At 64.2% G+C, this 18038-nt stretch carries 22 protein-coding genes; 2 read left to right on the top strand and 20 right to left on the bottom strand.

Going from position 1 to position 18038, the window contains the following annotated elements; translation table 11 throughout:
• Positions 1-3: 3 nt before the first annotated feature.
• From VFW72_RS15045 to VFW72_RS14950, 20 genes are all read right to left on the bottom strand, one after another.
• Positions 4-792 (bottom strand): DUF2163 domain-containing protein, encoded by a 789-nt coding sequence (locus tag VFW72_RS15045; RefSeq protein ID WP_329675104.1) that lies wholly within the window; start codon positions 790-792, stop codon positions 4-6.
• Positions 793-797: 5 nt separating this feature from the next.
• Positions 798-2381, bottom strand: a complete 1584-nt coding sequence (locus tag VFW72_RS15040; protein WP_329675103.1) for a hypothetical protein — start codon at positions 2379-2381, stop codon at positions 798-800.
• Entirely contained in the window at positions 2378-3436 is a 1059-nt protein-coding gene (locus VFW72_RS15035; RefSeq protein ID WP_329675102.1) for a hypothetical protein, read from the bottom strand. The genes VFW72_RS15040 and VFW72_RS15035 overlap by 4 nt, the downstream gene beginning before the upstream one ends.
• Positions 3437-3441: 5 nt before the next feature.
• Complete coding sequence (locus tag VFW72_RS15030; protein ID WP_329675101.1) at positions 3442-6147, bottom strand: phage tail protein; 2706 nt, start codon at positions 6145-6147, stop codon at positions 3442-3444.
• Positions 6147-6788, bottom strand: coding sequence for a DUF6441 family protein (locus VFW72_RS15025; RefSeq protein ID WP_329675100.1), 642 nt, complete (start codon positions 6786-6788; stop codon positions 6147-6149). Before VFW72_RS15025 ends, VFW72_RS15030 begins: the two co-directional genes overlap by 1 nt.
• 3 nt (positions 6789-6791) lie before the next feature.
• Positions 6792-6989, bottom strand: a complete 198-nt coding sequence (locus tag VFW72_RS15020) for a hypothetical protein (RefSeq protein WP_329675099.1) — start codon at positions 6987-6989, stop codon at positions 6792-6794.
• Positions 6977-7378 carry a hypothetical protein gene (locus VFW72_RS15015; protein ID WP_329675098.1) on the bottom strand — a complete coding sequence of 134 codons (402 nt, stop codon included), beginning with the start codon at positions 7376-7378 and terminating at the stop codon, positions 6977-6979. Before VFW72_RS15015 ends, VFW72_RS15020 begins: the two co-directional genes overlap by 13 nt.
• On the bottom strand, positions 7378-8130 hold the full coding sequence (locus VFW72_RS15010; RefSeq protein ID WP_062794242.1) for a hypothetical protein: 753 nt from the start codon (positions 8128-8130) through the stop codon (positions 7378-7380). The genes VFW72_RS15015 and VFW72_RS15010 overlap by 1 nt, the downstream gene beginning before the upstream one ends.
• A gap of 2 nt (positions 8131-8132) precedes the next feature.
• The gene (locus tag VFW72_RS15005) at positions 8133-8345 is read right to left on the bottom strand and encodes a DUF7210 family protein (RefSeq protein WP_071537755.1); all 213 of its coding nucleotides are present in this window, start codon (positions 8343-8345) and stop codon (positions 8133-8135) included.
• A gap of 7 nt (positions 8346-8352) precedes the next feature.
• Positions 8353-8778: a hypothetical protein gene (locus VFW72_RS15000; protein ID WP_023113946.1), complete on the bottom strand. Its 426-nt coding sequence runs from the start codon at positions 8776-8778 to the stop codon at positions 8353-8355.
• 10 nt (positions 8779-8788) lie between these two features.
• Positions 8789-9067 carry a head-tail joining protein gene (locus VFW72_RS14995; protein WP_329675136.1) on the bottom strand — a complete coding sequence of 93 codons (279 nt, stop codon included), beginning with the start codon at positions 9065-9067 and terminating at the stop codon, positions 8789-8791.
• The gene (locus VFW72_RS14990; protein WP_062794244.1) at positions 9067-10089 is read right to left on the bottom strand and encodes a major capsid protein; all 1023 of its coding nucleotides are present in this window, start codon (positions 10087-10089) and stop codon (positions 9067-9069) included. The genes VFW72_RS14995 and VFW72_RS14990 overlap by 1 nt, the downstream gene beginning before the upstream one ends.
• A gap of 74 nt (positions 10090-10163) precedes the next feature.
• Positions 10164-10541, bottom strand: coding sequence for a head decoration protein (locus VFW72_RS14985; RefSeq protein WP_329675097.1), 378 nt, complete (start codon positions 10539-10541; stop codon positions 10164-10166).
• 3 nt (positions 10542-10544) lie between these two features.
• On the bottom strand, positions 10545-11852 hold the full coding sequence (locus VFW72_RS14980; protein WP_329675096.1) for a S49 family peptidase: 1308 nt from the start codon (positions 11850-11852) through the stop codon (positions 10545-10547).
• A gap of 1 nt (position 11853) precedes the next feature.
• Entirely contained in the window at positions 11854-13386 is a 1533-nt protein-coding gene (locus VFW72_RS14975) for a phage portal protein (RefSeq protein ID WP_329675095.1), read from the bottom strand.
• 2 nt (positions 13387-13388) lie between these two features.
• Positions 13389-13610 (bottom strand): phage head-tail joining protein, encoded by a 222-nt coding sequence (locus tag VFW72_RS14970; protein ID WP_009521720.1) that lies wholly within the window; start codon positions 13608-13610, stop codon positions 13389-13391.
• A complete protein-coding gene (locus tag VFW72_RS14965) occupies positions 13610-14002 on the bottom strand; it encodes a hypothetical protein (RefSeq protein WP_329675094.1) in 393 nt (130 codons plus the stop codon). Before VFW72_RS14965 ends, VFW72_RS14970 begins: the two co-directional genes overlap by 1 nt.
• The gene (locus VFW72_RS14960; RefSeq protein ID WP_009521722.1) at positions 14002-14493 is read right to left on the bottom strand and encodes a hypothetical protein; all 492 of its coding nucleotides are present in this window, start codon (positions 14491-14493) and stop codon (positions 14002-14004) included. Before VFW72_RS14960 ends, VFW72_RS14965 begins: the two co-directional genes overlap by 1 nt.
• Positions 14494-14510: 17 nt before the next feature.
• Positions 14511-16487: a phage terminase large subunit family protein gene (locus tag VFW72_RS14955; RefSeq protein WP_329675093.1), complete on the bottom strand. Its 1977-nt coding sequence runs from the start codon at positions 16485-16487 to the stop codon at positions 14511-14513.
• Positions 16487-17035, bottom strand: coding sequence for an elements of external origin (locus VFW72_RS14950; protein ID WP_329675092.1), 549 nt, complete (start codon positions 17033-17035; stop codon positions 16487-16489). The genes VFW72_RS14955 and VFW72_RS14950 overlap by 1 nt, the downstream gene beginning before the upstream one ends.
• Positions 17036-17152: 117 nt before the next feature.
• Here VFW72_RS14950 and VFW72_RS14945 point away from each other — a divergent pair, with 117 nt between their 5' ends.
• Positions 17153-17350 (top strand): DUF6900 domain-containing protein, encoded by a 198-nt coding sequence (locus VFW72_RS14945; protein WP_055451284.1) that lies wholly within the window; start codon positions 17153-17155, stop codon positions 17348-17350.
• Between the two features lie 94 nt (positions 17351-17444).
• Positions 17445-18008 (top strand): DUF3489 domain-containing protein, encoded by a 564-nt coding sequence (locus VFW72_RS14940; RefSeq protein WP_023113936.1) that lies wholly within the window; start codon positions 17445-17447, stop codon positions 18006-18008.
• The last annotated feature ends 30 nt before the right edge of the window (positions 18009-18038 follow it).

Below are 18038 nucleotides of genomic sequence, written 5' to 3'. Positions count from 1 at the left end.
GATTCAGAACACGCCCGTCGAGAACGGGTTTTTGCTCGGGATGGCGGGAAAGCCGCCGTAGTTGTCGAGGTTGCCGAAGCGCGACTCGCACGTTGCCGTGCTGTGGTCGCAGCCGACCGTCAGCAGCACCTCGGTGCCGACTTCAATGGCCACGGGATAGAGCAACTCCACGCCGCCACCGTAGTCATTGACGATCATGTGGCGTGCACCTTCCGGGGTTTGCAACCAGCCACCGGCCAAGCCACCACTGACGCTGCCGGGCGTACCGCCATCGAGATCGACGTTGCGGCCATTGCTGTTGCTCACGAAGGCGCTGGCAGCAATCGGTGATGCGCCGCAGGCTGCCGAATACAGACCGTGGGAACATTTGCGGCTGTAGAGCCGCCGCAACCCGATGCGCTTGAGACTGACTTGCGCGGACTCGCAGCGAACGCGAGCCACATCGTCAGCGACTTCGACGCCCAGCACCCGGCCCATCCAGCGCGTACCTGAGATCCACCAGTAGTCGCCCCAAGTGTCACGCCGTCCGATGCGCAGGGTGATCGAGGTGGTGTCGCCGGTCAGCGAGTTAGCGAGCAGGTGGCGCACCAAATCACAATTCGGCGGCAGTTTCAGATCCAAGCCAGCCTTCGCAGCTTCAGCACCCAGCGCCAGCTCGTTGCGTTCCAAGGCCAGGCTCTTGTAGAGGTTGCTATCCAGATCAACATCGAATTCGTGCGGTGTTAGATAGAACTGCGCGCTGTTGCTGGCGAAGGCGTATAGCTCGACTTCCAGCAATGGGTTCTGGCTCATCGTGCTTACTCTCCCTCGTAGGTTTGACGGTCATTGCCGCGCGGTTCGGGCAACTGGCGCGCGGTCAAGGTGATCTCCAGCAGCGTCGGGCTGTGCCAGTACAGATCGACTGCGTCGTGGTCGAGGCGGCAGCGCACGAGGCGAATGACGCGGCTGCCTGCGGGCACCCAGTCGTCGTGGCCTGAGCGCAGCACCAGCACACTGCCTTGATCCAGATGGCAGGTCGCCGTCAGGGCGTACTGCCGATAGCCGTCTGGATGCACGATCAAGCAGGCGGCGGGGCGATGCCAAAAATCCGAGATTCGCGCGGAGATGTCTTTGCCATCCACGCGCAGGAAGCCATCTTCGGGATCAGCTTCGACGGTCACCCACAGGATCGGAGCCAAGCCATCGGGCAGCCAGAAGGCTTCCAGACGGCCTTGCGTGCGCCACAACCGCGCCCGCCAGATTTCGATTTCATCGAGTGAGCTGGCCAGATAGCGCCGCTGCAAAGTCGTCGTCGCCCACGGATCGTCCCGGCGCACCCACGGATCTGCAGGCGAGAAGTCTTGGCGGGTGATCGTGGCCTGCGCGGCGGCCGTCGGATCATCACGCCAGTTGCCATCTGGCCAGACCGGGATCTCGTCGAGCCATGGGTCATCGAGAACATCCTGGTCGGGCAGTGGCGCAGGCTGGATCTGTATGGGAATGTTGCCGCCGACCATGCCGGGTACCCACTGCGTGAGATCCGCCGGATCGATGGCCTTGCCCCACACCAAGGGCATGATGGTGCTGCCCACGGCTGCGGCGCGTGCCAAGGGCTCCGTCAGCCACAGCAGATCGCTTTCGACATCGCTGAGTTGGCCGATCTGCCAGCCATCGGCGGCGATGATCAGCACCCAGCGGCCATTGTTCTCCGTTTCCTGCCAGCCCTGCACCCCGTCGTAGGTCAGATGCACATTGGCCGAGAGTGGCCCGAACTGTCGCCCGTCAGCGTCCGTCACGCTGAGCGCCAGTGCGCCACGTTCGCAGGACTCGGTCAGGTGAACCGCGTACTGCGGCAGCGGCCACAGCGCCATTTGACCGAGATGATCGGCCAGCCAGTCGGCCACCAGGGCATCGGTCTGCCGGGCGTTGCCCACCTTGTAGGTGAGCCAGCGCCGAGGAACACGTCGGCGTGCCTGACGGGATTCGTTGCCACTGGCCAGCCGCGTGACGCTGGTCTGCCACTCCAGCCGTTCCACGAGGGGCTCCATCCAATCATGGCGGAAGGCAAACACGCCGCGTTGCGCATCCGGCCAAGGCTGGTCGCCAAAAGCATCCATACCGGTGGCGACGATGGCGCTTGAGGCCGTATCACGGCGCAACACTTCGACCAGAAAGATCGGTGCATCGATGGGTGGCCAGGGGCCCGCCAAGGATTCCGTCAGCAGGCTCGCCGCCAGATTGGGAGGCAGCGGAGCGACAGCCGTTTCCGGCGTGAAGCTGGCTGCGCTCGCCCCAAAAGTGGCGCGCGAGAGCACTTCACTCAGGAAGGCGGGCAGTTCGCTTCCCGGCGTCGGCTTGCAGGAAACCTCAGCGATGTCTTGAACAACGACGCGATCCGTCATGCCGACTCCACGCCGAACTCAGCGGCATTGAAGGCGGCCTCCGTCCACTGCACGTTGCCGTTCGGGTTGCGCTCGAACAGCGTGCTCTGCCAGGCCAGTTGCTCCTGCAGAATGATGTCGGTGCTGACGGCGCTTTGCGCACCACTGACCACGAGGCCTTTGACCTTGCCCAGACCGGCGTCGGTCTTGCGGGCCAGCATCGTGAGCTGGACGCCGTAGATGGCGGGCGTGGCCATCACCGGCAGCGGCTCGACATCGAAGGACTGGCGCAACCCCACGTTCGGCGCATTGATCGCCGTAGCTTCGTCCTCGTCGCTCACGGCTACCCATGCGGCGGTACCGACCGGACTGGCCGTCCACTGGTTCAAGCTGCCATCGGCCTGCGCCTGCAGAGCATCGACGCGCACGTCGCCCAAGAAGGTATTGTTGATGGTGCCGCTGGTGTCGGCGATGTAGAAGTCGTCGACGTCAATGGTGAGCGGGCAACTCTGGCCGGGTACCGCCCCCACGAATGCCGTGAGTAGTTGGCCGCCACCCTGAATGGTGTTCTGCGCCGTCATCTGGATGGCCAGGATGCCGTTGATGCGCACCGACAAGACACCGTTGCTGGTGCCCTGCGTGACCTGCAACTCGATGTAGTGCCAGCCGCGCGCCGGAGCGCTGGCGACTGAGACAGAGATTAACTGGTCATAGCCGTATTGCCAGCGGTAGAGCTTGAGCCGACCGTCCTCGCCGATTTTCACGAGATGCGCGACCTGCGAGTTGGCATCGCGCACGCCCAGCAGCAGTGGCTCGGTGTAGGTGTTCTGGTACGGCACCACGCGAATGGCTGCCCCGACGATCAGGCTGGTCTTGGCGGCGTCGAGGTTCTTGACGTAGCCGCCACCCGAACCTTCCGGCAAACGCAGGGCATAGGAGGACGGACGACGGCCATTGATCCGGGTGGCCTGCGGTGACAGATACGCCGCCTTGCCACGTGCGAGCCACGGATCGCCAAAGCTGTCCACGGCCTGCGGGTCGTAGTGATCGAAACCGTCGATGAACAGAAGTGCCATTGGATTTACCCTTGCAGCGCCGCACGGATGGCCCGTGCATTGCGCCCGATGATGTTGACGATGACTTTCTCTCCAGCAGGCGACTGCAGGTGGTCGTGGGTCACACCCGGATCGACCGCGTTGACGATGCGCACGGCCTGATTCATCTGCGGCTGCGTGGGCGGCACTTTCACCTCCGGTACTAGCCCGCCCGCTGCGAAGGCCAATTCACCGCCCTTGAAGCGAGGGCCTGCCGACAAGCCGTTGAGCGAGTCGAGGAAGGCCACGCCGACTTGGCGCACGGCGGCCGCCCGCACTACGTACTCGCCTGCGGACAGACGCGCCGGGATCGAATCCGAGGTGGCGCTGCCCGGCCCGGAGACCAGACCGCCACCCGCGAACTTCTTGATTCCACCCAAGAGCGCCATCACAGCGGCAACCATGGCTACCATCGCGGCCACCGCGAGTGCCGGGCCAACGTAGGGAATGGAAGCCTGCGATGCCGCCGCCCCGGCTCCCGCTTTGGCCGCATCCATCGACACCACGGCGGTGGTTTCGGTGGTCTTTTGCGCGACCTTGGCGGCGCTGGCCGCCGCATCGACGGTCTGCTCCTGCTGGATGAAGCCGAGTTTGAGCGCCAGCATCCGCGCCTGCATGGCGATCCACTGCTGGAACGGCTGGATCACGATTTGCTGCAGGAAGGCATCGGCCACCTGCTGGAAGATGCTCGCCAAGGCACTGCGCCAGGTCTGCGCGCCGGTGATCATCCCGTTGAGCGCACCGCCGAAGCTCTCGCCGATGCGATTCCACAGCGGTGCCATTTCATCGACCGTGAGCTTGGTGCGATCCAGCTCGTTGCGCCACGCTTGTACCCGAATCACCGCATCCGGCCCGATGGCCTGTGCGGCTTGCTGCATGGTCGGCAACAAGCGCTCCATCTCGGTGGCCGATTGCTGTTGCAGGGCCACGATCTGCTGACGCGCCTGTGCTTCGGTCAGCAATCCAGCCTGTTGCTGGGTCTGGATCGCATCCTGCGCATTGCGCAGACGCTCGGTGACCTGCCGCCATTGGGCTTCCAGTGCGGAGAGGTTCGCTTGCGCCGCCTTCACGTTGATCAGTCGGTCAACGAGCGACACGCCGTCGGCATCACTTTCTGCAGCGAGACGTGCCCGCAGATCCCGGTAACTGCGCTCGATGGCGGCTTGCCGGTCGGCATCCGTTGCTGTGCCGGTGATCTGGGTCAGTTCCTCACGCGCCTGCGCCAAGGCATCGGCCAGCTCACGCTCGGCTTGCGCTGCCTTGCGGGCGTTGGCCTGCTCGATGTCCGTGCGCCGGCTGTTGAGCGTGATCAGGTCGGCTTCCGCCTTGGCGACCTCGGCCTTGGCTTTCAGTCGGTCGTTTTCCGATTTGCCCGTGGTGACGACTTGCTGACTACGGGCCAGCTCCTGCTGCTTGCGGGCAATCTCGGCATCGATCTCGCGCTGCTCGATGGCCGTTTTCTGCGTGTAGTAGTCGCGCACCGAGACCAGACGGTCTTCGAGTGCAGCGTCCAGCGCAGTTTGTTGCCGGGTCAGACCGTCCTTGAGCAGGGCGAACTCGGCGTCCAGCTGCGCTTTCATCAGCGTGGTTTGCGCGCCGGTCGTGTCCTGCGCTGGCGTGACGGCTTTGGGCTTGGTCAGGCGTTGAAGCAGTTCCGGATCGGCCTGGATCTTGGGTGCCTTGACCTCGATGGGCTTGGGGTCGAACAGGCTGTCACGGAAGGACGCCAGTTCATCCAGCCGTTTGACCAGATTGCCTTTGAGGTCTGCAATGATGGCCTTGGCCCCATCGGTGTTGCCCTTGAGCGCTTCCACAGCGGCGGCGACACCCGCGCCAATGGCTTCGCCCAAGGCCACGAAGGCCTTGCCGACGGTGGCGGCACCCAGTGCCAAGGTTTTGAGCACCAGTACCACGCCATCGAGGATCACGCGCAGCGTGCCGCCTTGCTTGGCCGACTCGACCATGCCACCGGCCATATCGTTCAGGGCGGGCAGCAAGGACGCGATGATCTGGTTGCCGATGCTGGTGGTGGCCAGTTTCAGCTTGTCGAGCGCATCGTTGAAGTTGCCCGCCTGCGCCGCAGTCTCACTACTCATCTGCACGCCGATCGCCTGCATCTCGGCGGCGAGCTCATTGATGCCGTCGCGCCCCTGATTCAGGAACGGGATCAGCTCGGCTCCCGACTTGCCGAACAGTTGCACGGCCAGGGCGGTTTTCTCCGCGCCATCGGGCATGGCCTTGAAGCGCTCGGCCAGATCGAGCAGCACCTGATCGGTGGCCCGCAGGGTGCCGTCCTGGTTCTTGAACTCGACACCCACGGCGGAGAATCCGCGCGCGGCATCTTCCGACCCAGTCGCGGCTTCCAGCATCGTGGTGGACAGCTTGCGCAGCCCCTTCTCGAACGATTCGCCGGACACACCGGACTGCTCGGCTGCCGGTTTCCATACCGACAGGGTCTCGACGCTGACACCGACACGTTGCGACATCTCGTCCAGCGCGTCGCCAGTGTCGATGGCCGATTTCACCATCGCGGTCAGACCGGCCACGGAGACAGCCACCCCGAGGTTGGCCAGCACGCCGTTGACGCTCTTGGCGGTGTCGGTCAGGCCACCCAGGCCCCGCTTGATCGAGTCGAAGGCGGTCTTGGTCTGGTCGACGGCACTGATCAGGATTTGGGCACGATTGCTTGCCATCAGACTTTGTCCAGTTCTTGTTGAATCGCCCGCGCCAAGGCAGGTAGTGCGCGTTGCACGCCACCCGCCAGATTCAGTCGTCGTTTGAGATCGACGCGCTTGACCAGCACGGCGATGGGAATCTCCTGGCCACGCTTGATCTGCTTGGCCCCGGTACGACCACGCTCGGCACGCTTGAAGCGGTTGAGTTGCGATGCGTTCTCTTTGATGTTCTCGGCCATCAGCAGCACGCGACCGTTCCTCTCGATGAAGAAGGCATTGCCCGAGCGCATCAGGCCGTCAATGACCGCCTTGAAACGCTTGGGGCCGATGCGCCCGGGCAGCAGCGGTATCAGCAAATTGCCGCTCACCGTGCCGCCTTTTTCATGCAGACCGAGCCATGGAATCTTGCTGCCCACCAGCAAGGCGGGCAGCAGTTCGGACTTCTTGTCGAACACCTTCACGCCCATCGAGGAGATGAAACTGTTGCGCTTGACGGTGAAGGCACTGCGCATCTCGGATCGCGCCGCATCACGCACTTCACGTCCGCCCGATTGCATGCCCTTGGCGACAGCGGTGTGGATGGCACGACGCCGCTCGGCACTCCACGCCGCCAACTGGCGCGGGTCCAGCAGACCGGTGGTGGTGAGCGAGAGACGCATGGGTCAGTCCTTGAGCAGATCGCGTTGCAGTTGTTCGATGCCTCGCTTCTCGCCCTGCGCTGCCACGGCGACCACGCCGAGCAATTGGGCGAGTTGCTGTCGCTCCAGTTGCCCGTCGGCGTCGAGAAAGGCTTGCGCCTGCGTGAGCGTGTAGGCCATCACGTCGCCCAGGCGGTGCCCGGCGTGGATCAGGCGGGCCACGGCACTGTCCCAGCCGAGGTCGTCAGTGAGCGCAGAGTCGGCGCGAGTCGCTGTGCCGCGCCCTGAATCGCCGGGACGACGTGCGCCACAAAAAAATCCGCGTTCACCTCGAACACGGCGGCGGCCAGTTGCACGGCGTCCTCCAGCGACAGGTCGTTGATCCACGCGCGTTCACGCCGGGTGGTGATCGCCAGCAAATCCAGCACGGCATCGCCGTGCCGTCCCAGCAGCGCCATCCAGTCCGGATCACTGGTGATTTCCTCGGCCAGCGGGCGCACCACGGCCAGCAGCCGTGGCAACTCACCCAGCCGGATCGGCGTCAGTTCCAGCGCGGTGCCAGATAGCGTGACGACCACAGGCTCAGGGGGGAAGGTCTTGAAGCCGTCCATCACAGCAGCACCAGACGTCCGAACTGACCGAGATCACCGCCCACCGGTTTGGTCAGATCCGCCAATACCTGGCCCGACAGCTCGAACTTCAGCAGTTCGTCCGTGATGATCGAGAGTTCCTTGGCCGGGTTGATGGCCACGCGGTAGAGGTCGATCACCACCTCGCGGTTGCCGTCGGCGGTGTTGAGCCCTTCGAAGCGAATCCAGCGCTCGGGCAAGGGCTGGGTGAACATTGCCGTACTCTGCGCCGCGCCATAGGCGTAATCGACGGTGAACGGCTCGGTGTATGGGCCGCCCGACGTGGCATCCAGCACCACCAGCGAACCGTGCTTGGCATTGACGCTGTACTGGCTGACCGGGAGCGTCTTGGGCGTGGCATCCGAGTCTTGGATCTGCACGGCGGACACGTTTTGCATGGCCAACGGATACAGACTGCCCGGCGTGACAGGGTTGGGCAGTAGTTCGCCAGTCACCGTACCGGGGGTGATCGTGGTCGTGGTGCCATAGAGCGCGAGCGCCAGGTTGGTGGCGATCAGCTCTTCCAACGTGCAGGCGAACTCGCCTTTCTTGGTCTTGATGAGTTGCAGGTCGGTCAGGCGCTGACCCGACTGCGCTTCCTGGTGCTCGATGGTGTCTACCGACAGCGACACCTTCAGCTCGGGCACGTTGCCAACGAAGGTCAGCCCAGCAGGGTTGCCGAGTTCATCACGTGCGCCGATGTAGACGCGGCCTTGTCCGGAAAAGTAAGCCATGTTCAGTCTCCTTGGGTGGCTGCAGTTGTGGAAACACCGGACGTGGCATCACGGCGGGTGGGTTTGGAATCAGTGGCGGGGGTGGCCGCTTTGGCCGTGCCTTGTGTGATCAGCCAACGGGCGCTGGCGTCATTCAGATCAAGACGATCACCTACGGCGAGGCGCTTGCCTGCGTGGGTATGGGGTTTCAGTAGTTCGATGGAGAGGGTTTGCATAGGGTGTTCATCCTGTTTGGGTGAGGTCGATGGCGTGGGTGCGGTAACGGATCTCGTAGCGGGCGGGCAGCGCGACGGCCCCGGCGTCGGCGTCGTCGAACTCCCATTCGCAGTCGATCTCGCGCACGGCGATGGCCAGACCGCCCAGATTCGGGTCGGCGAGCATTGCCGCGTGGGCCGCGACCAGCGCCTGGTCGGCGACGTCGAAGGCATCCGCACCGCGTGCCACCACGGCAAGCCGGACGATCAGCAGCCGGTCGACCAGGTGGTTGGCGTGGGCGGTGATGCTGTCGCCATCAACGAACAGCAGCAGCGCTGGACTGGCCTCGCGGGTGACCGGCACGGCAGGCATGCGCAGCACCGGTGTCGGGGCAATCGCAGATGCCAGGCGCGTGACGATCTCCCGCAAGACGCGCTCGCGGACGGAGTTCATGGGGAGTTCCTCAGAGTTGGGAGAGCGAGGCGCGACGCTCGGTGCCGTCGCCGATGGCGCGCACGTCGCGCACCTGATAGGTATTGCCTGCCACCTCGACGGTGTTCCCGGCTGCCAGCGTCAGCCAGGACGCCGGGTAGTCGATCTGGTAGTCCCGCGACAGCGCAAAACCATCCAGCACGGTTTCGTCGGGGGCACGGAAGGCGCAGTGCACGGTGCTGCCCGCCACCGTGACGGCGGTCAGCAGTCCTGCACTGCGGGCTGCCTCGTACAACGTCGCGACATCCATCAGGCAGCAACGAGCTTGATCAGCACGCCAGGGCGATGGCACATCGGCAGCGGGTTGCTCTGCGTGTGCAGATCGGTACCTCGGTCGAACTTGCGTGGCTCCTGCTTGGCATACAGCGGCTGGCCGATGGTGTTCACGGTCTCGTTGAAGTCCGCTGGCGAGAAGTAGGTCGCGAAGGTATCCACCGTGCCGACAGGGAAGGCATGGGCTTCCCCTGCGGCGATGAAGCGGCGCGATCCCAGCGTACCGTCGGCCTGCACAAAGGACGCCTGACCCCGGTATTCCTCGAAGGTGATGCCGCTGTAGCTGAAGCCCGAGCGCATGTCGTTGATCAGCACCGCGCCCTGCTGCCAGTTCTGGTAGGCGGTCTTGACCTCCTTGTGGGTGGTCAGTGCCCGGAAGAACTCGGTCGAGCACAGCACATGCACGCCGGTCGAGAACTCGCCGGTGAGCCCATCTTCCATGAGGCCCAGCAACTCGAGGCAGGCAGTCTTGATTTGCCCGTTGTCGGCCGCCGTCGAAAACTCGAAGGACACCGATTGCGCGGTGATGTCGAACTCGTCGAACAGATCGACGAGCTCACTGCCATCAGCGTCGAGAATCTTGCCCTTGAGCGCGCCCATGCGCAGATGCTCCAGGGTGATCGCGTGCTTGTTGCGCATGGTCTCCAGATGACGGGCCATGACACCGCCAATGGCTTCCATCTCGGTTTCGGACCCGAAGGCGCGCAGACCTTGCACCTCCTCGGGCAGCACCACGTCGTCGTGGGGGATGTGCGGGATCACGAAGGAGCGCAGGTTGCGCTTGCCACGTTCACCCACCGTGCCGGGCGAACCGGGCGCGCGGGTGGGCAGCAGGTTCAGACGACCCGCGTACTCCTCGACGATGATCTGCCGGGTGCGCACCGGCTTGGCCGGGAACAGGTTGAGTTGCTCCAGCCGCCCATAGCGGTTGGGCAGGAGGTTGATGGCGGCCGTCAGGCTGGCCATCGAGAAGCCGGGGTTTTCAAAAGGATTCTGCATTTGGGATCTCCAGAAATGACGAAACCCGCCAGTGGCGGGTTTTCGGGGGAGTGAGATGGATCGTCGGGACGGGATCAGGCGCTGTCGCGCACCAGCACCCCAAGGGCGGTGAGTTGGGCAACGGCAGTTGCCTTCTGCGCAACCGTGAGACCGGTCGGCCAGACCAATGCGCCACGCGCGACGATGGCGTGGCGGGCGATCAGGATCGCGTCCTCACGGTCGATCAGCGTCGCATCGACGTCATTGCCGAGCACGCCAACGGCGGTTTCCGTGCCGTCCGTGGCACTTGGGTCGAGGGCCTTGAGCTTGGCGGTAGCCGTTTCGCGGCCCACCACGGTGCCCAGCGGCAGGTTCTGCGCGGCAGCGACGGTGTCCTGGTCACGCGAGTAGAGATTCGGCGCTTCGTACTTCAGCAGGTCGCCGAGATTCTTGGGTTGAGAGACAGTGGGCATGGCTTACTCCTTGGCGGTGAGCTTCTTGACGGCAGCGACCACCGGACTGTTTTCCGGACGCTGGCTAGTACCGGCATCGGCGGTGATGCGCGAGGCGATTTCGGGTTGGTCGGCACGGGCGTCGAGCAAGGCGCGGCGCACCTGCGCTTCCGAGAAGCCTGCTGCGAGGAATTCCGCCGTGCGTTGGGACTGGCCCGCGATCAGGCACATCTCTGCAATGGCCTGCGCTTGGCCGCGCCCGCTGGCGAAGGACTGCGCCAGTGCTGCTTGGGGAGCAGGCGTCGGTTGCGAATCGCTGTCGGTCTGCGGCTGGTCGTCCTGCGGGGCGGTGTCGGCCGGATCGCTCGGGTTTTCGTGGTCGTCTTTGGGGTCGGTCATGGTGTTCTCCAGGGTGAAAGGTTTGCTTCGGGGCGGGTTTGAGATGGCTTGCGTGGACAGGCTTCGCGGCGAGGCGCGGGCCACGCCGGGCTGCGCCAACCGCTGCTTGGCCGCCAACGCGTCGGTGAACTCGGTCATCACCGCATCAAACGGCATCACCGCGTCGGCGAGGCCTGCTGCCACCGCCTGCTCGCCATAGAACAGCCCCGCCTCGGTGGCGCGCACGGCATCCGGATCGATTCCGCGCATCTGTCCGACCTGATTCACGAAGATGTCGTACAGGCGATCCACCTCGGTCTGCAACGCGGTGGTGGCCTGGGGGGTGAGTGGCTCGTGCGGGGAGAAATCGTTCTTGTGGCTGCCCGCGAAGACGGCGGTGTAGTTCAGGCCGTCCTTGGCGTCCTTCACCGACTGGTCGACGTGCAGCGCGATCACGCCGATCGACCCGACGCCAGCGGTCTGCGACAGCGTCAGGCGCTGGCAGGCTGCCGCGATGGCAAAAGCCGCCGAGTACGCGGCATCGTTGGCGTGTGCCCAGATCGGCTTGATGGTGCTGGCGGCGCGGATGCGCTCGGCCAACTCAAACACACCCGAGGCCTCGCCGCCGGGCGAGTCCAGATCGAGCAGGATGCCCGCCACCTGTGGGTCGGCCAGCGCGGCGTCCAGTCGGGCTTCGATCTCGCCGTAGGACATCAGGCCAGAGGCGGCTTCGATACCCATCGAACGTCTGACCAGCGTGCCGACCACCGGGATGACGGCAATGCCCGCCTGACCCGATGTGGCGCTTTGGCGCGGCATGGGCAGCGGCATTGCCATGTCCAGATCGGGCAAGCCGATGCGGGAACCCAACACCGAGAGGATCACATCGAGTTTGGGACGTGCAATGAGGAGCGGCGTCCCGTAGAGGCGGGACGCCAGATGAACGAGTTGCATGTCAGTTGTCCTGTTGGTCTTGCGGCACGGCCACCGTGGCGGCCGCATTCATGGGAGCGCCCAATGCCGATGGTTGTGGCGCTTTGTCGTGACGCGGGTCGGAGTCAAAGACCAGTCCGAGCGCATCGGCACGCTGGTTGTCGGCGGCGATCTCGCGGTCGATGTCCTCGGCGTCGTAGCCGAAGGCCGAGATGGCTTCCGATCGAGACAGCAGCCCGGCACGAATGGCGGTCAGCATCGCGTCGAATTCCTTCTTGGGATCGACCCACTGCCAACCCTGTGGAATCCATTTGGCCGCGAAGTAGTCGCGCTTCTTCTCGGTGAACTGCGGCAGCGCCAGCGCGCCTTCAAGTAGCGCTTGCTCCATCCAGGCACGCCAGATTGGGCGGCACAGCTGGTGGACGATCACGCCGTGCTGGATGGCCTCACAGCGGCGGCGAAACTCCAGCAGCCCGGCCCGGATCGACGAGTAGTTCACTTGCGTCAGGTCTCCGGTCAGCATCTCGTAGGTGATGCCCATCGCCGCTGCCACCGCCCGAAACTGCATGCGCAGGAATTCGGCGTAGCTCGCACCAACGTCGGCGGGCTGGCTGAACTTCACGTCCTCGCCGGGCTCCAGGATCTGCATCGTGCCCGGCTCCAGCCCGGCCAATGCCGCTCCGCTGGCATCCGGCAACCCTTCACCCATCAGGTTGTCTTCAGGTGACAGGCGCGTGATGAAGCCCGCGAACATCGCGGCGGTTTTCTTGCGCACGAGCTCGGCGTCGTCGTACTGGTCGAGTTCGTTAAGCTTGACCAGTGCGCGCGCCAGCCATGGTTCGCCCCGGATCTGTCCAGGCCGCAAGGGACGAAACAGGTGGATAATTTCGCTGGGCGGCACACGCACTGTGTCGAGACCGCCCACCACGCCACCGGTGCCTGACATCGGGGCCAGTGAGCCATCACCCGGATGCGAGCGATACAGGTGGTAAGCCACCCGCCGTCCGAGCTTGTCGAACTCGATACCCGCACGGATGACGTTTCCGGAAGCCAACTCCTGATTCAGAGTGGCTGGCAGGTGTTCGGGTTCGAGCAACTGCAATTGCAGGCCCACCGGCAGGCCATCCTCCGGGCGGCGATAGCGCAGCCGCACCAGACATTCCCCGCCTTCGAGCATGGCGCGACAGGCCAAGGCCTGCAGTCCGTAGAAATCGGTCAGTCCGGCGGCATCGGCTTCCTCGCACCAGTCCCACCACAGGCTGTGGATCGCTTCGCGCAGGGGCTGATCGGCCAGCATGCTCTGCGGCTTGATGCCGGTGCCGATGGCGTTCGAGACAAAGGCTTCAACGCCTGCCGCTGCCCAGGCATTGCGGCGCACCAGATCGCGGCTCTTGGCGCGCAATTCGTTCTGGGTGAACGCCAGTGCTGCGACTGCGCCTGGATTGCCGACCTGCCACGCCAATGCGCGACGGCCGCCACCGATACCGTCATAGAACGGGGCGCCGCCAAGCAGACTCATGCCGACGCGTCTACGCATTCGGTCAAACCATTGCATGTTCAGAACCCTTTGCCGGTGGTGACCCGGATCTGGCGTGGCGCGCCAGGCCACAGTCCGGTGTCTACGGCCTGCTCGAAGAGGTCGCGCTTGACCGCCGCAATGGCGGCCTGGAGTTCATCGACGCTGCGGTACTCGACGGTCTTGTCGCCAAAAGTCACGCGCTTTTCGCCTTTGACCAGCGCCGCTTCCAGTGCGTCGAGGTGTGCTTGTGTGTAGGCCATCAGCGGAACACCGTGAGGTTGATTTCGGAGGAGTCGTCGAACGATGCGGACGTGGTGGCGCAACTGACGTCGACGTACTGGGCGGTCTTCTGGTCGGCGCTGGATCGCACGATGGCAATGCGCTGCGTGCCGCTGTTGGTGCTGCTGCGGGCAAGCGCCGTCCAGCAATAGTTGGCGTCGGGCATGGCAACGGTGAAGGTCACGCGGTAGCGACCCGCCGCCGTCCGGGTCACGCTGGCCACGTTGTGCGATGCGCGCACGACGACCTGCGTGCCGACATAGCCGAAACACACCCACGCCCGGGCCACGCCGGGGTGGGTGGCGTCGATCTTGGTCTTAACCTCGAGCCCGACACGACTGGCCAGCGCACTGATGCGCGATGCGATGCTCATCAGACCAGGGCACCCACAAAGACCGCGACGAAGTCTGTGTCGGTATTGCCGACATCGGTGGCTGCGACGGCTCCGATGTTGCTGCGTGCCTGAAGTTGCTCGGCCACGGTCAGCGACTGCGCCGCATCGAAGCGCACACGGTTGTTGACGGCGGCGAGCAGCGCATCCAGGCCACTGGTGCCGTTCTGCAGCAGTTGCTGGATTTCCACCAGCGTGTCGTAGGCGGCATCGGCACCGCCCAAGATTTCGGTCTTGAGCGCATCGAGCAGCGAGACGATCTTGTTGGACGAGTACGTGGTCGTGGCCGCGACGTGCGCATCGTCGATCACCGCCGACGACACCACGGCGGCTTTCAGTTCGTTGATGGCCGCGACCAGATTTGACTTGTCGGTGGTGGTGAGGTTGGCCAGATTGCCTGCCTTGGCGCGGACGTCGTTGAATTCCTGCGCGACGCGGATGACCAGGCTTTCGATACGGGTAGCAAGACTCATGTTTTCTCCTTGAGGTGTCAGGACAGCCAGCGGCTTTTGATCACGCGCCGACCGGTGTTGCGGTTGCCAGAAACAGCGAGGCCACCGCGTTGGGTGGCCTCGTTGATCGATTCGGTAGGTGTTTCAAGGACTGGCGGACTGGACAGCCCCAGTTGTCGCTCCAGTTCCCGCCAGTGACGTTCCTCGAAGCGATCCAGGCCCGCCGCCGATGCAGCCGCGCGGGCGTAGACGTAGCAGTCGAGCGCTTCATTGCGCTCGCGCATCTTTTGCCACTCCCGCACCGGGAAGCCGTTGCGGTCGCGGCGGGTGATCAGTTGTTCCGCGCAGAGTTGCTGGATGAACTCGGCGTCGATCTTGGGCAGATGGACGAACCCGACCGGGAACACCGTGGTCAATCCGTCCTCGCCAACATCTGCGCTCTTGCGCAGGTTGTTGTAGAACTCGAGCTTGGCGATGCTGACTGCCACCGTGTACACCTTGATGCCCCGGCGCAGCTTCTTGCCACCCTGCGAGACATCGATGGCGGTCGGCGTGCCGATCAGGGCTGCACCGCGAGGCACACCCTTGACCGCCATCACACGCGAATCGCGGCAAGCCCGCACAAAGGCGTAGGCCTCCTGCGTTGCAAACCCGGTATCCAGTGCAAAGCGCGCCAGCGGCATCGATGCGCCCGAAGCATGTGTCCAGGTCTCGGCCAGCATTTCAGCGAGGCGCTTCCACACCGTGTCGCGGGCGGTGTCACCCATCAGCACGCGGTGCTCGACCAGCCACGACTCCCTGCCGCGCCCAAAGGCCCAGACCGACGCTTCGATGCGATCTTTCTGCACGTCGGCCGCGCCGACCAAGAGCAGGCCGCCTTGCGGCACCGTGCCGACGCGGTAGTCCTCTCGGCGCTCGACCAGTCGTTGCCAGTCCGGGGCTTCGCCTTCCTCGACCCAGGTTTCACCCAGCTCGGTGTTCTTGAAGGTCTTGATGGCAGCGGCCGATCCCGACTCTTTACTGACGGCGGCTTCCCACGCAGCGGCGATCTCACGCCACGAACGCCAGCCCACCGGGCTGTATAGCGACGACAGGTGGAAGCCAGCCGTCTTACCCATGCCATCGGTGATCATCGCGCGCGGCAGTGTGGATTCCCATCGGCCGTGCTCCAGCATCCACGTCTTGTGGTGCTCGGCAATGGCGGTGTCACATGACTCGCAGATGTAGGCAGCGGTCTCCGGTTGCCCTTTGTCCCAACGCAGCTGCTCGAAACGCAGCCACTGCCGGTGCGAGCAATGCGGACACGGCACGAAGTAGCGACGTTGGTCACTGGCCTCGTACTCGCGTTCGATAGCCGATGCCCCTGAGATCGTCGGCGTCGAGACGATGAAGATCTTGCGCCGCGCGAAGGTGCGTGTACGCGCCTCGGCCAGCGAGATTGCGTCCCCTTCACCCTCGACGTCCAACGGATAACCGTCGACCTCGTCGAGAAACAGATACCGCACCGGCATCGAGCGCAGGCCGACCGCGCTGTTGGCCCCGGTCATCACCAGCACGCCACCCCGGAACTCCTTGGCCAGGATGGTGTTGCCGGAATCCCGGCTGCGCGCCGGTGCAATCAGTTCAGCCAGTGCGGACGACTCCTCGATCAGCGGATCGATCCGCTGCTTGGAGTTGCGCTTGGCCATCTCCACTGTCGGCCACACCGCCATCATTGGCCCGGGTGCGTGATGGATCACATAGCCGATCCAGTTCGATCCCATCTCGGTCGCGCCAAGCTGCGCCGCTTTCATGAACACCACACGCTCGACCGGCGAGGTCGGCGACAGGCAATCCATGATTGCTTTCAGGTATGGCGTGCGGCTGGTACGCCAGCGCCCAGGCTCGGCAGAGGCCTTGCTGGAGAGCATGCGGTGGCGATCCGACCATTCGGACACGGTGAGCAGCGGGTCCGGAGTCAGTCCTTCGCGCCATGCGCGCTCAATCTCGGCAGCGCCTTCATAGTCCAAGTCCATCAATCCACCCTCGGGCGCATCTCGCCCAGTTCCTGCAGGTGCTCACGCACCGCCGCTTCCAAGGCGTTGTGCATCGTGTGGGGATCGACGCCGAGCTTGGCTGCCATCTGTGCCGAGATGCGTGCGGGCCAGTTGAGCCAGGCATCGCGTTCGGAGCGCGCCAGCTTGAAAACATGGGCGATGGCCTGCGGCCGATCCACCAGCTCGCCCTTGAGGCGGGCCAGACGCACCTTGTTGGTTTGCGCCTTGACCACTTCGTTGACCGTCCGCGCTTGCAACAAGGACGTGCCACCTGCTGCGGATGTTGCCAATGAGGCTGCTTGCCCGTCTCCTGTGGCCCCGCTGGATTCCTGGACGGCGACCTTGACCGCGCGGGTGGCCGTGCCATTGCGCGGTGCATCGGAATTGCGCGCCCACTCGCGGTCGACGCGCTCGGCATCAATCGTTCCGTCTGCCTCCGGCGTGATCCGCCCAGCAGCGATGGCCTTGCGCACCGCTGCATCGGACACCCCTCGGTGGCGTGCGTAGGCACGAATCGAAATACCCATATTTCCCCTTCGGGGCACCTTCAATCATTTGTTCGTCATTCATGCGAATTGAGCTTGGCTTCCATCTGGAACAGCGCGTTCATACGTTCGTCATCAACACCATGAAAGGACACGGACATGAGCAAGCTCGAACAACTCCTGACCCAGATCGCGCAAAACAAGCTGGGCATCGAAACCCTGGAAACCCGCCGCTCGGACAGCCTCGATTTCCACGATGTGGCGGTCTGGTGCCTACGCGATGCGCTTGAAGCCGCCTTCAACGCGGGTCTCGAGCAGGGGCGCAATGCCAACCCGTCAGACAAGGCCAACACCTGATTGCGAAGCGAAGAAGCCAAGCAAAAAGCGCTTGGCTTCACTTGAGAACAGCGCGTTCATCACATCACCGTCCACCACATCGAAGGAGCAAAACATGACCACCACTCAACTGACCCCTGCCCAGCACGCGATCCTGGCCCACGCGGTTGAACACACCAGCGGCAAGATCGACTGGTTCCCCGACAACATCAAAGGCGGCGCACGCAAGAAGGTGCTCGACGGACTTTTCAACCGCGCACTAATCACAACCGACGGCACCGACTGGTTTGTCGCTGCGGAGGGCTACGACGCCCTGGGCATTCCGCGTCCCGACGTGAACAGGAAGGGCATCGGTCAGTTCGAAGCCAATCTCGACCGGATCATCGCCAACGCTGAAGGCGCGCCTGCGGCCGCGAGCGATCCCGAACTGGAAGCCGCCGTAACCGCCGCAGAAGCCACGTGGGTCAAGCCGCGCACCCGCGAGAACAGCAAGCAGGCCGAAGTGATCCGGATGCTGCAACGCCCCGAGGGCGCAACCATCGGCCAGATCTGCACCGCCACCGGTTGGCAGGCGCACACGGTGCGCGGCACCTTCGCCGGAGCCTTCAAGAAAAAGCTCGGCCTGAACATCGTCTCGGACAAGCCGCAGGGTGGCGAGCGGATCTACCGCATCGCCTGAAAACGAGCACAGCGAGTTTCGGCGAAGCCA

Source organism: Aquabacterium sp. (assembly GCF_036273115.1).
In the GTDB taxonomy this organism is placed as follows: domain Bacteria; phylum Pseudomonadota; class Gammaproteobacteria; order Burkholderiales; family Burkholderiaceae_C; genus Aquabacterium.
This window is presented reverse-complemented; position numbering and strand designations above follow the sequence as displayed.

Excerpts from the sequence above, each read along its gene's own strand:
- VFW72_RS15015 (WP_329675098.1), bottom strand. The coding sequence starts at position 7,378 with ATGGACGGCTTCAAGACCTTCCCCCCTGAGCCTGTGGTCGTCACGCTA.
- VFW72_RS15040 (WP_329675103.1), bottom strand. The coding sequence starts at position 2,381 with ATGACGGATCGCGTCGTTGTTCAAGACATCGCTGAGGTTTCCTGCAAG.
- VFW72_RS15035 (WP_329675102.1), bottom strand. The coding sequence starts at position 3,436 with ATGGCACTTCTGTTCATCGACGGTTTCGATCACTACGACCCGCAGGCC.
- VFW72_RS15045 (WP_329675104.1), bottom strand. The coding sequence starts at position 792 with ATGAGCCAGAACCCATTGCTGGAAGTCGAGCTATACGCCTTCGCCAGC.
- VFW72_RS15025 (WP_329675100.1), bottom strand. The coding sequence starts at position 6,788 with ATGCGTCTCTCGCTCACCACCACCGGTCTGCTGGACCCGCGCCAGTTG.
- VFW72_RS15030 (WP_329675101.1), bottom strand. The coding sequence starts at position 6,147 with ATGGCAAGCAATCGTGCCCAAATCCTGATCAGTGCCGTCGACCAGACC.
- VFW72_RS14955 (WP_329675093.1), bottom strand. The coding sequence starts at position 16,487 with ATGGACTTGGACTATGAAGGCGCTGCCGAGATTGAGCGCGCATGGCGC.
- VFW72_RS15010 (WP_062794242.1), bottom strand. The coding sequence starts at position 8,130 with ATGGCTTACTTTTCCGGACAAGGCCGCGTCTACATCGGCGCACGTGAT.
- VFW72_RS15005 (WP_071537755.1), bottom strand. The coding sequence starts at position 8,345 with ATGCAAACCCTCTCCATCGAACTACTGAAACCCCATACCCACGCAGGC.
- VFW72_RS14990 (WP_062794244.1), bottom strand. The coding sequence starts at position 10,089 with ATGCAGAATCCTTTTGAAAACCCCGGCTTCTCGATGGCCAGCCTGACG.
- VFW72_RS15000 (WP_023113946.1), bottom strand. The coding sequence starts at position 8,778 with ATGAACTCCGTCCGCGAGCGCGTCTTGCGGGAGATCGTCACGCGCCTG.
- VFW72_RS14950 (WP_329675092.1), bottom strand. The coding sequence starts at position 17,035 with ATGGGTATTTCGATTCGTGCCTACGCACGCCACCGAGGGGTGTCCGAT.
- VFW72_RS14995 (WP_329675136.1), bottom strand. The coding sequence starts at position 9,067 with ATGGATGTCGCGACGTTGTACGAGGCAGCCCGCAGTGCAGGACTGCTG.
- VFW72_RS14975 (WP_329675095.1), bottom strand. The coding sequence starts at position 13,386 with ATGCAATGGTTTGACCGAATGCGTAGACGCGTCGGCATGAGTCTGCTT.
- VFW72_RS14970 (WP_009521720.1), bottom strand. The coding sequence starts at position 13,610 with ATGGCCTACACACAAGCACACCTCGACGCACTGGAAGCGGCGCTGGTC.
- VFW72_RS14965 (WP_329675094.1), bottom strand. The coding sequence starts at position 14,002 with ATGAGCATCGCATCGCGCATCAGTGCGCTGGCCAGTCGTGTCGGGCTC.
- VFW72_RS14980 (WP_329675096.1), bottom strand. The coding sequence starts at position 11,852 with ATGCAACTCGTTCATCTGGCGTCCCGCCTCTACGGGACGCCGCTCCTC.
- VFW72_RS14985 (WP_329675097.1), bottom strand. The coding sequence starts at position 10,541 with ATGCCCACTGTCTCTCAACCCAAGAATCTCGGCGACCTGCTGAAGTAC.
- VFW72_RS14945 (WP_055451284.1), top strand. The coding sequence starts at position 17,153 with ATGAGCAAGCTCGAACAACTCCTGACCCAGATCGCGCAAAACAAGCTG.
- VFW72_RS14940 (WP_023113936.1), top strand. The coding sequence starts at position 17,445 with ATGACCACCACTCAACTGACCCCTGCCCAGCACGCGATCCTGGCCCAC.
- VFW72_RS14960 (WP_009521722.1), bottom strand. The coding sequence starts at position 14,493 with ATGAGTCTTGCTACCCGTATCGAAAGCCTGGTCATCCGCGTCGCGCAG.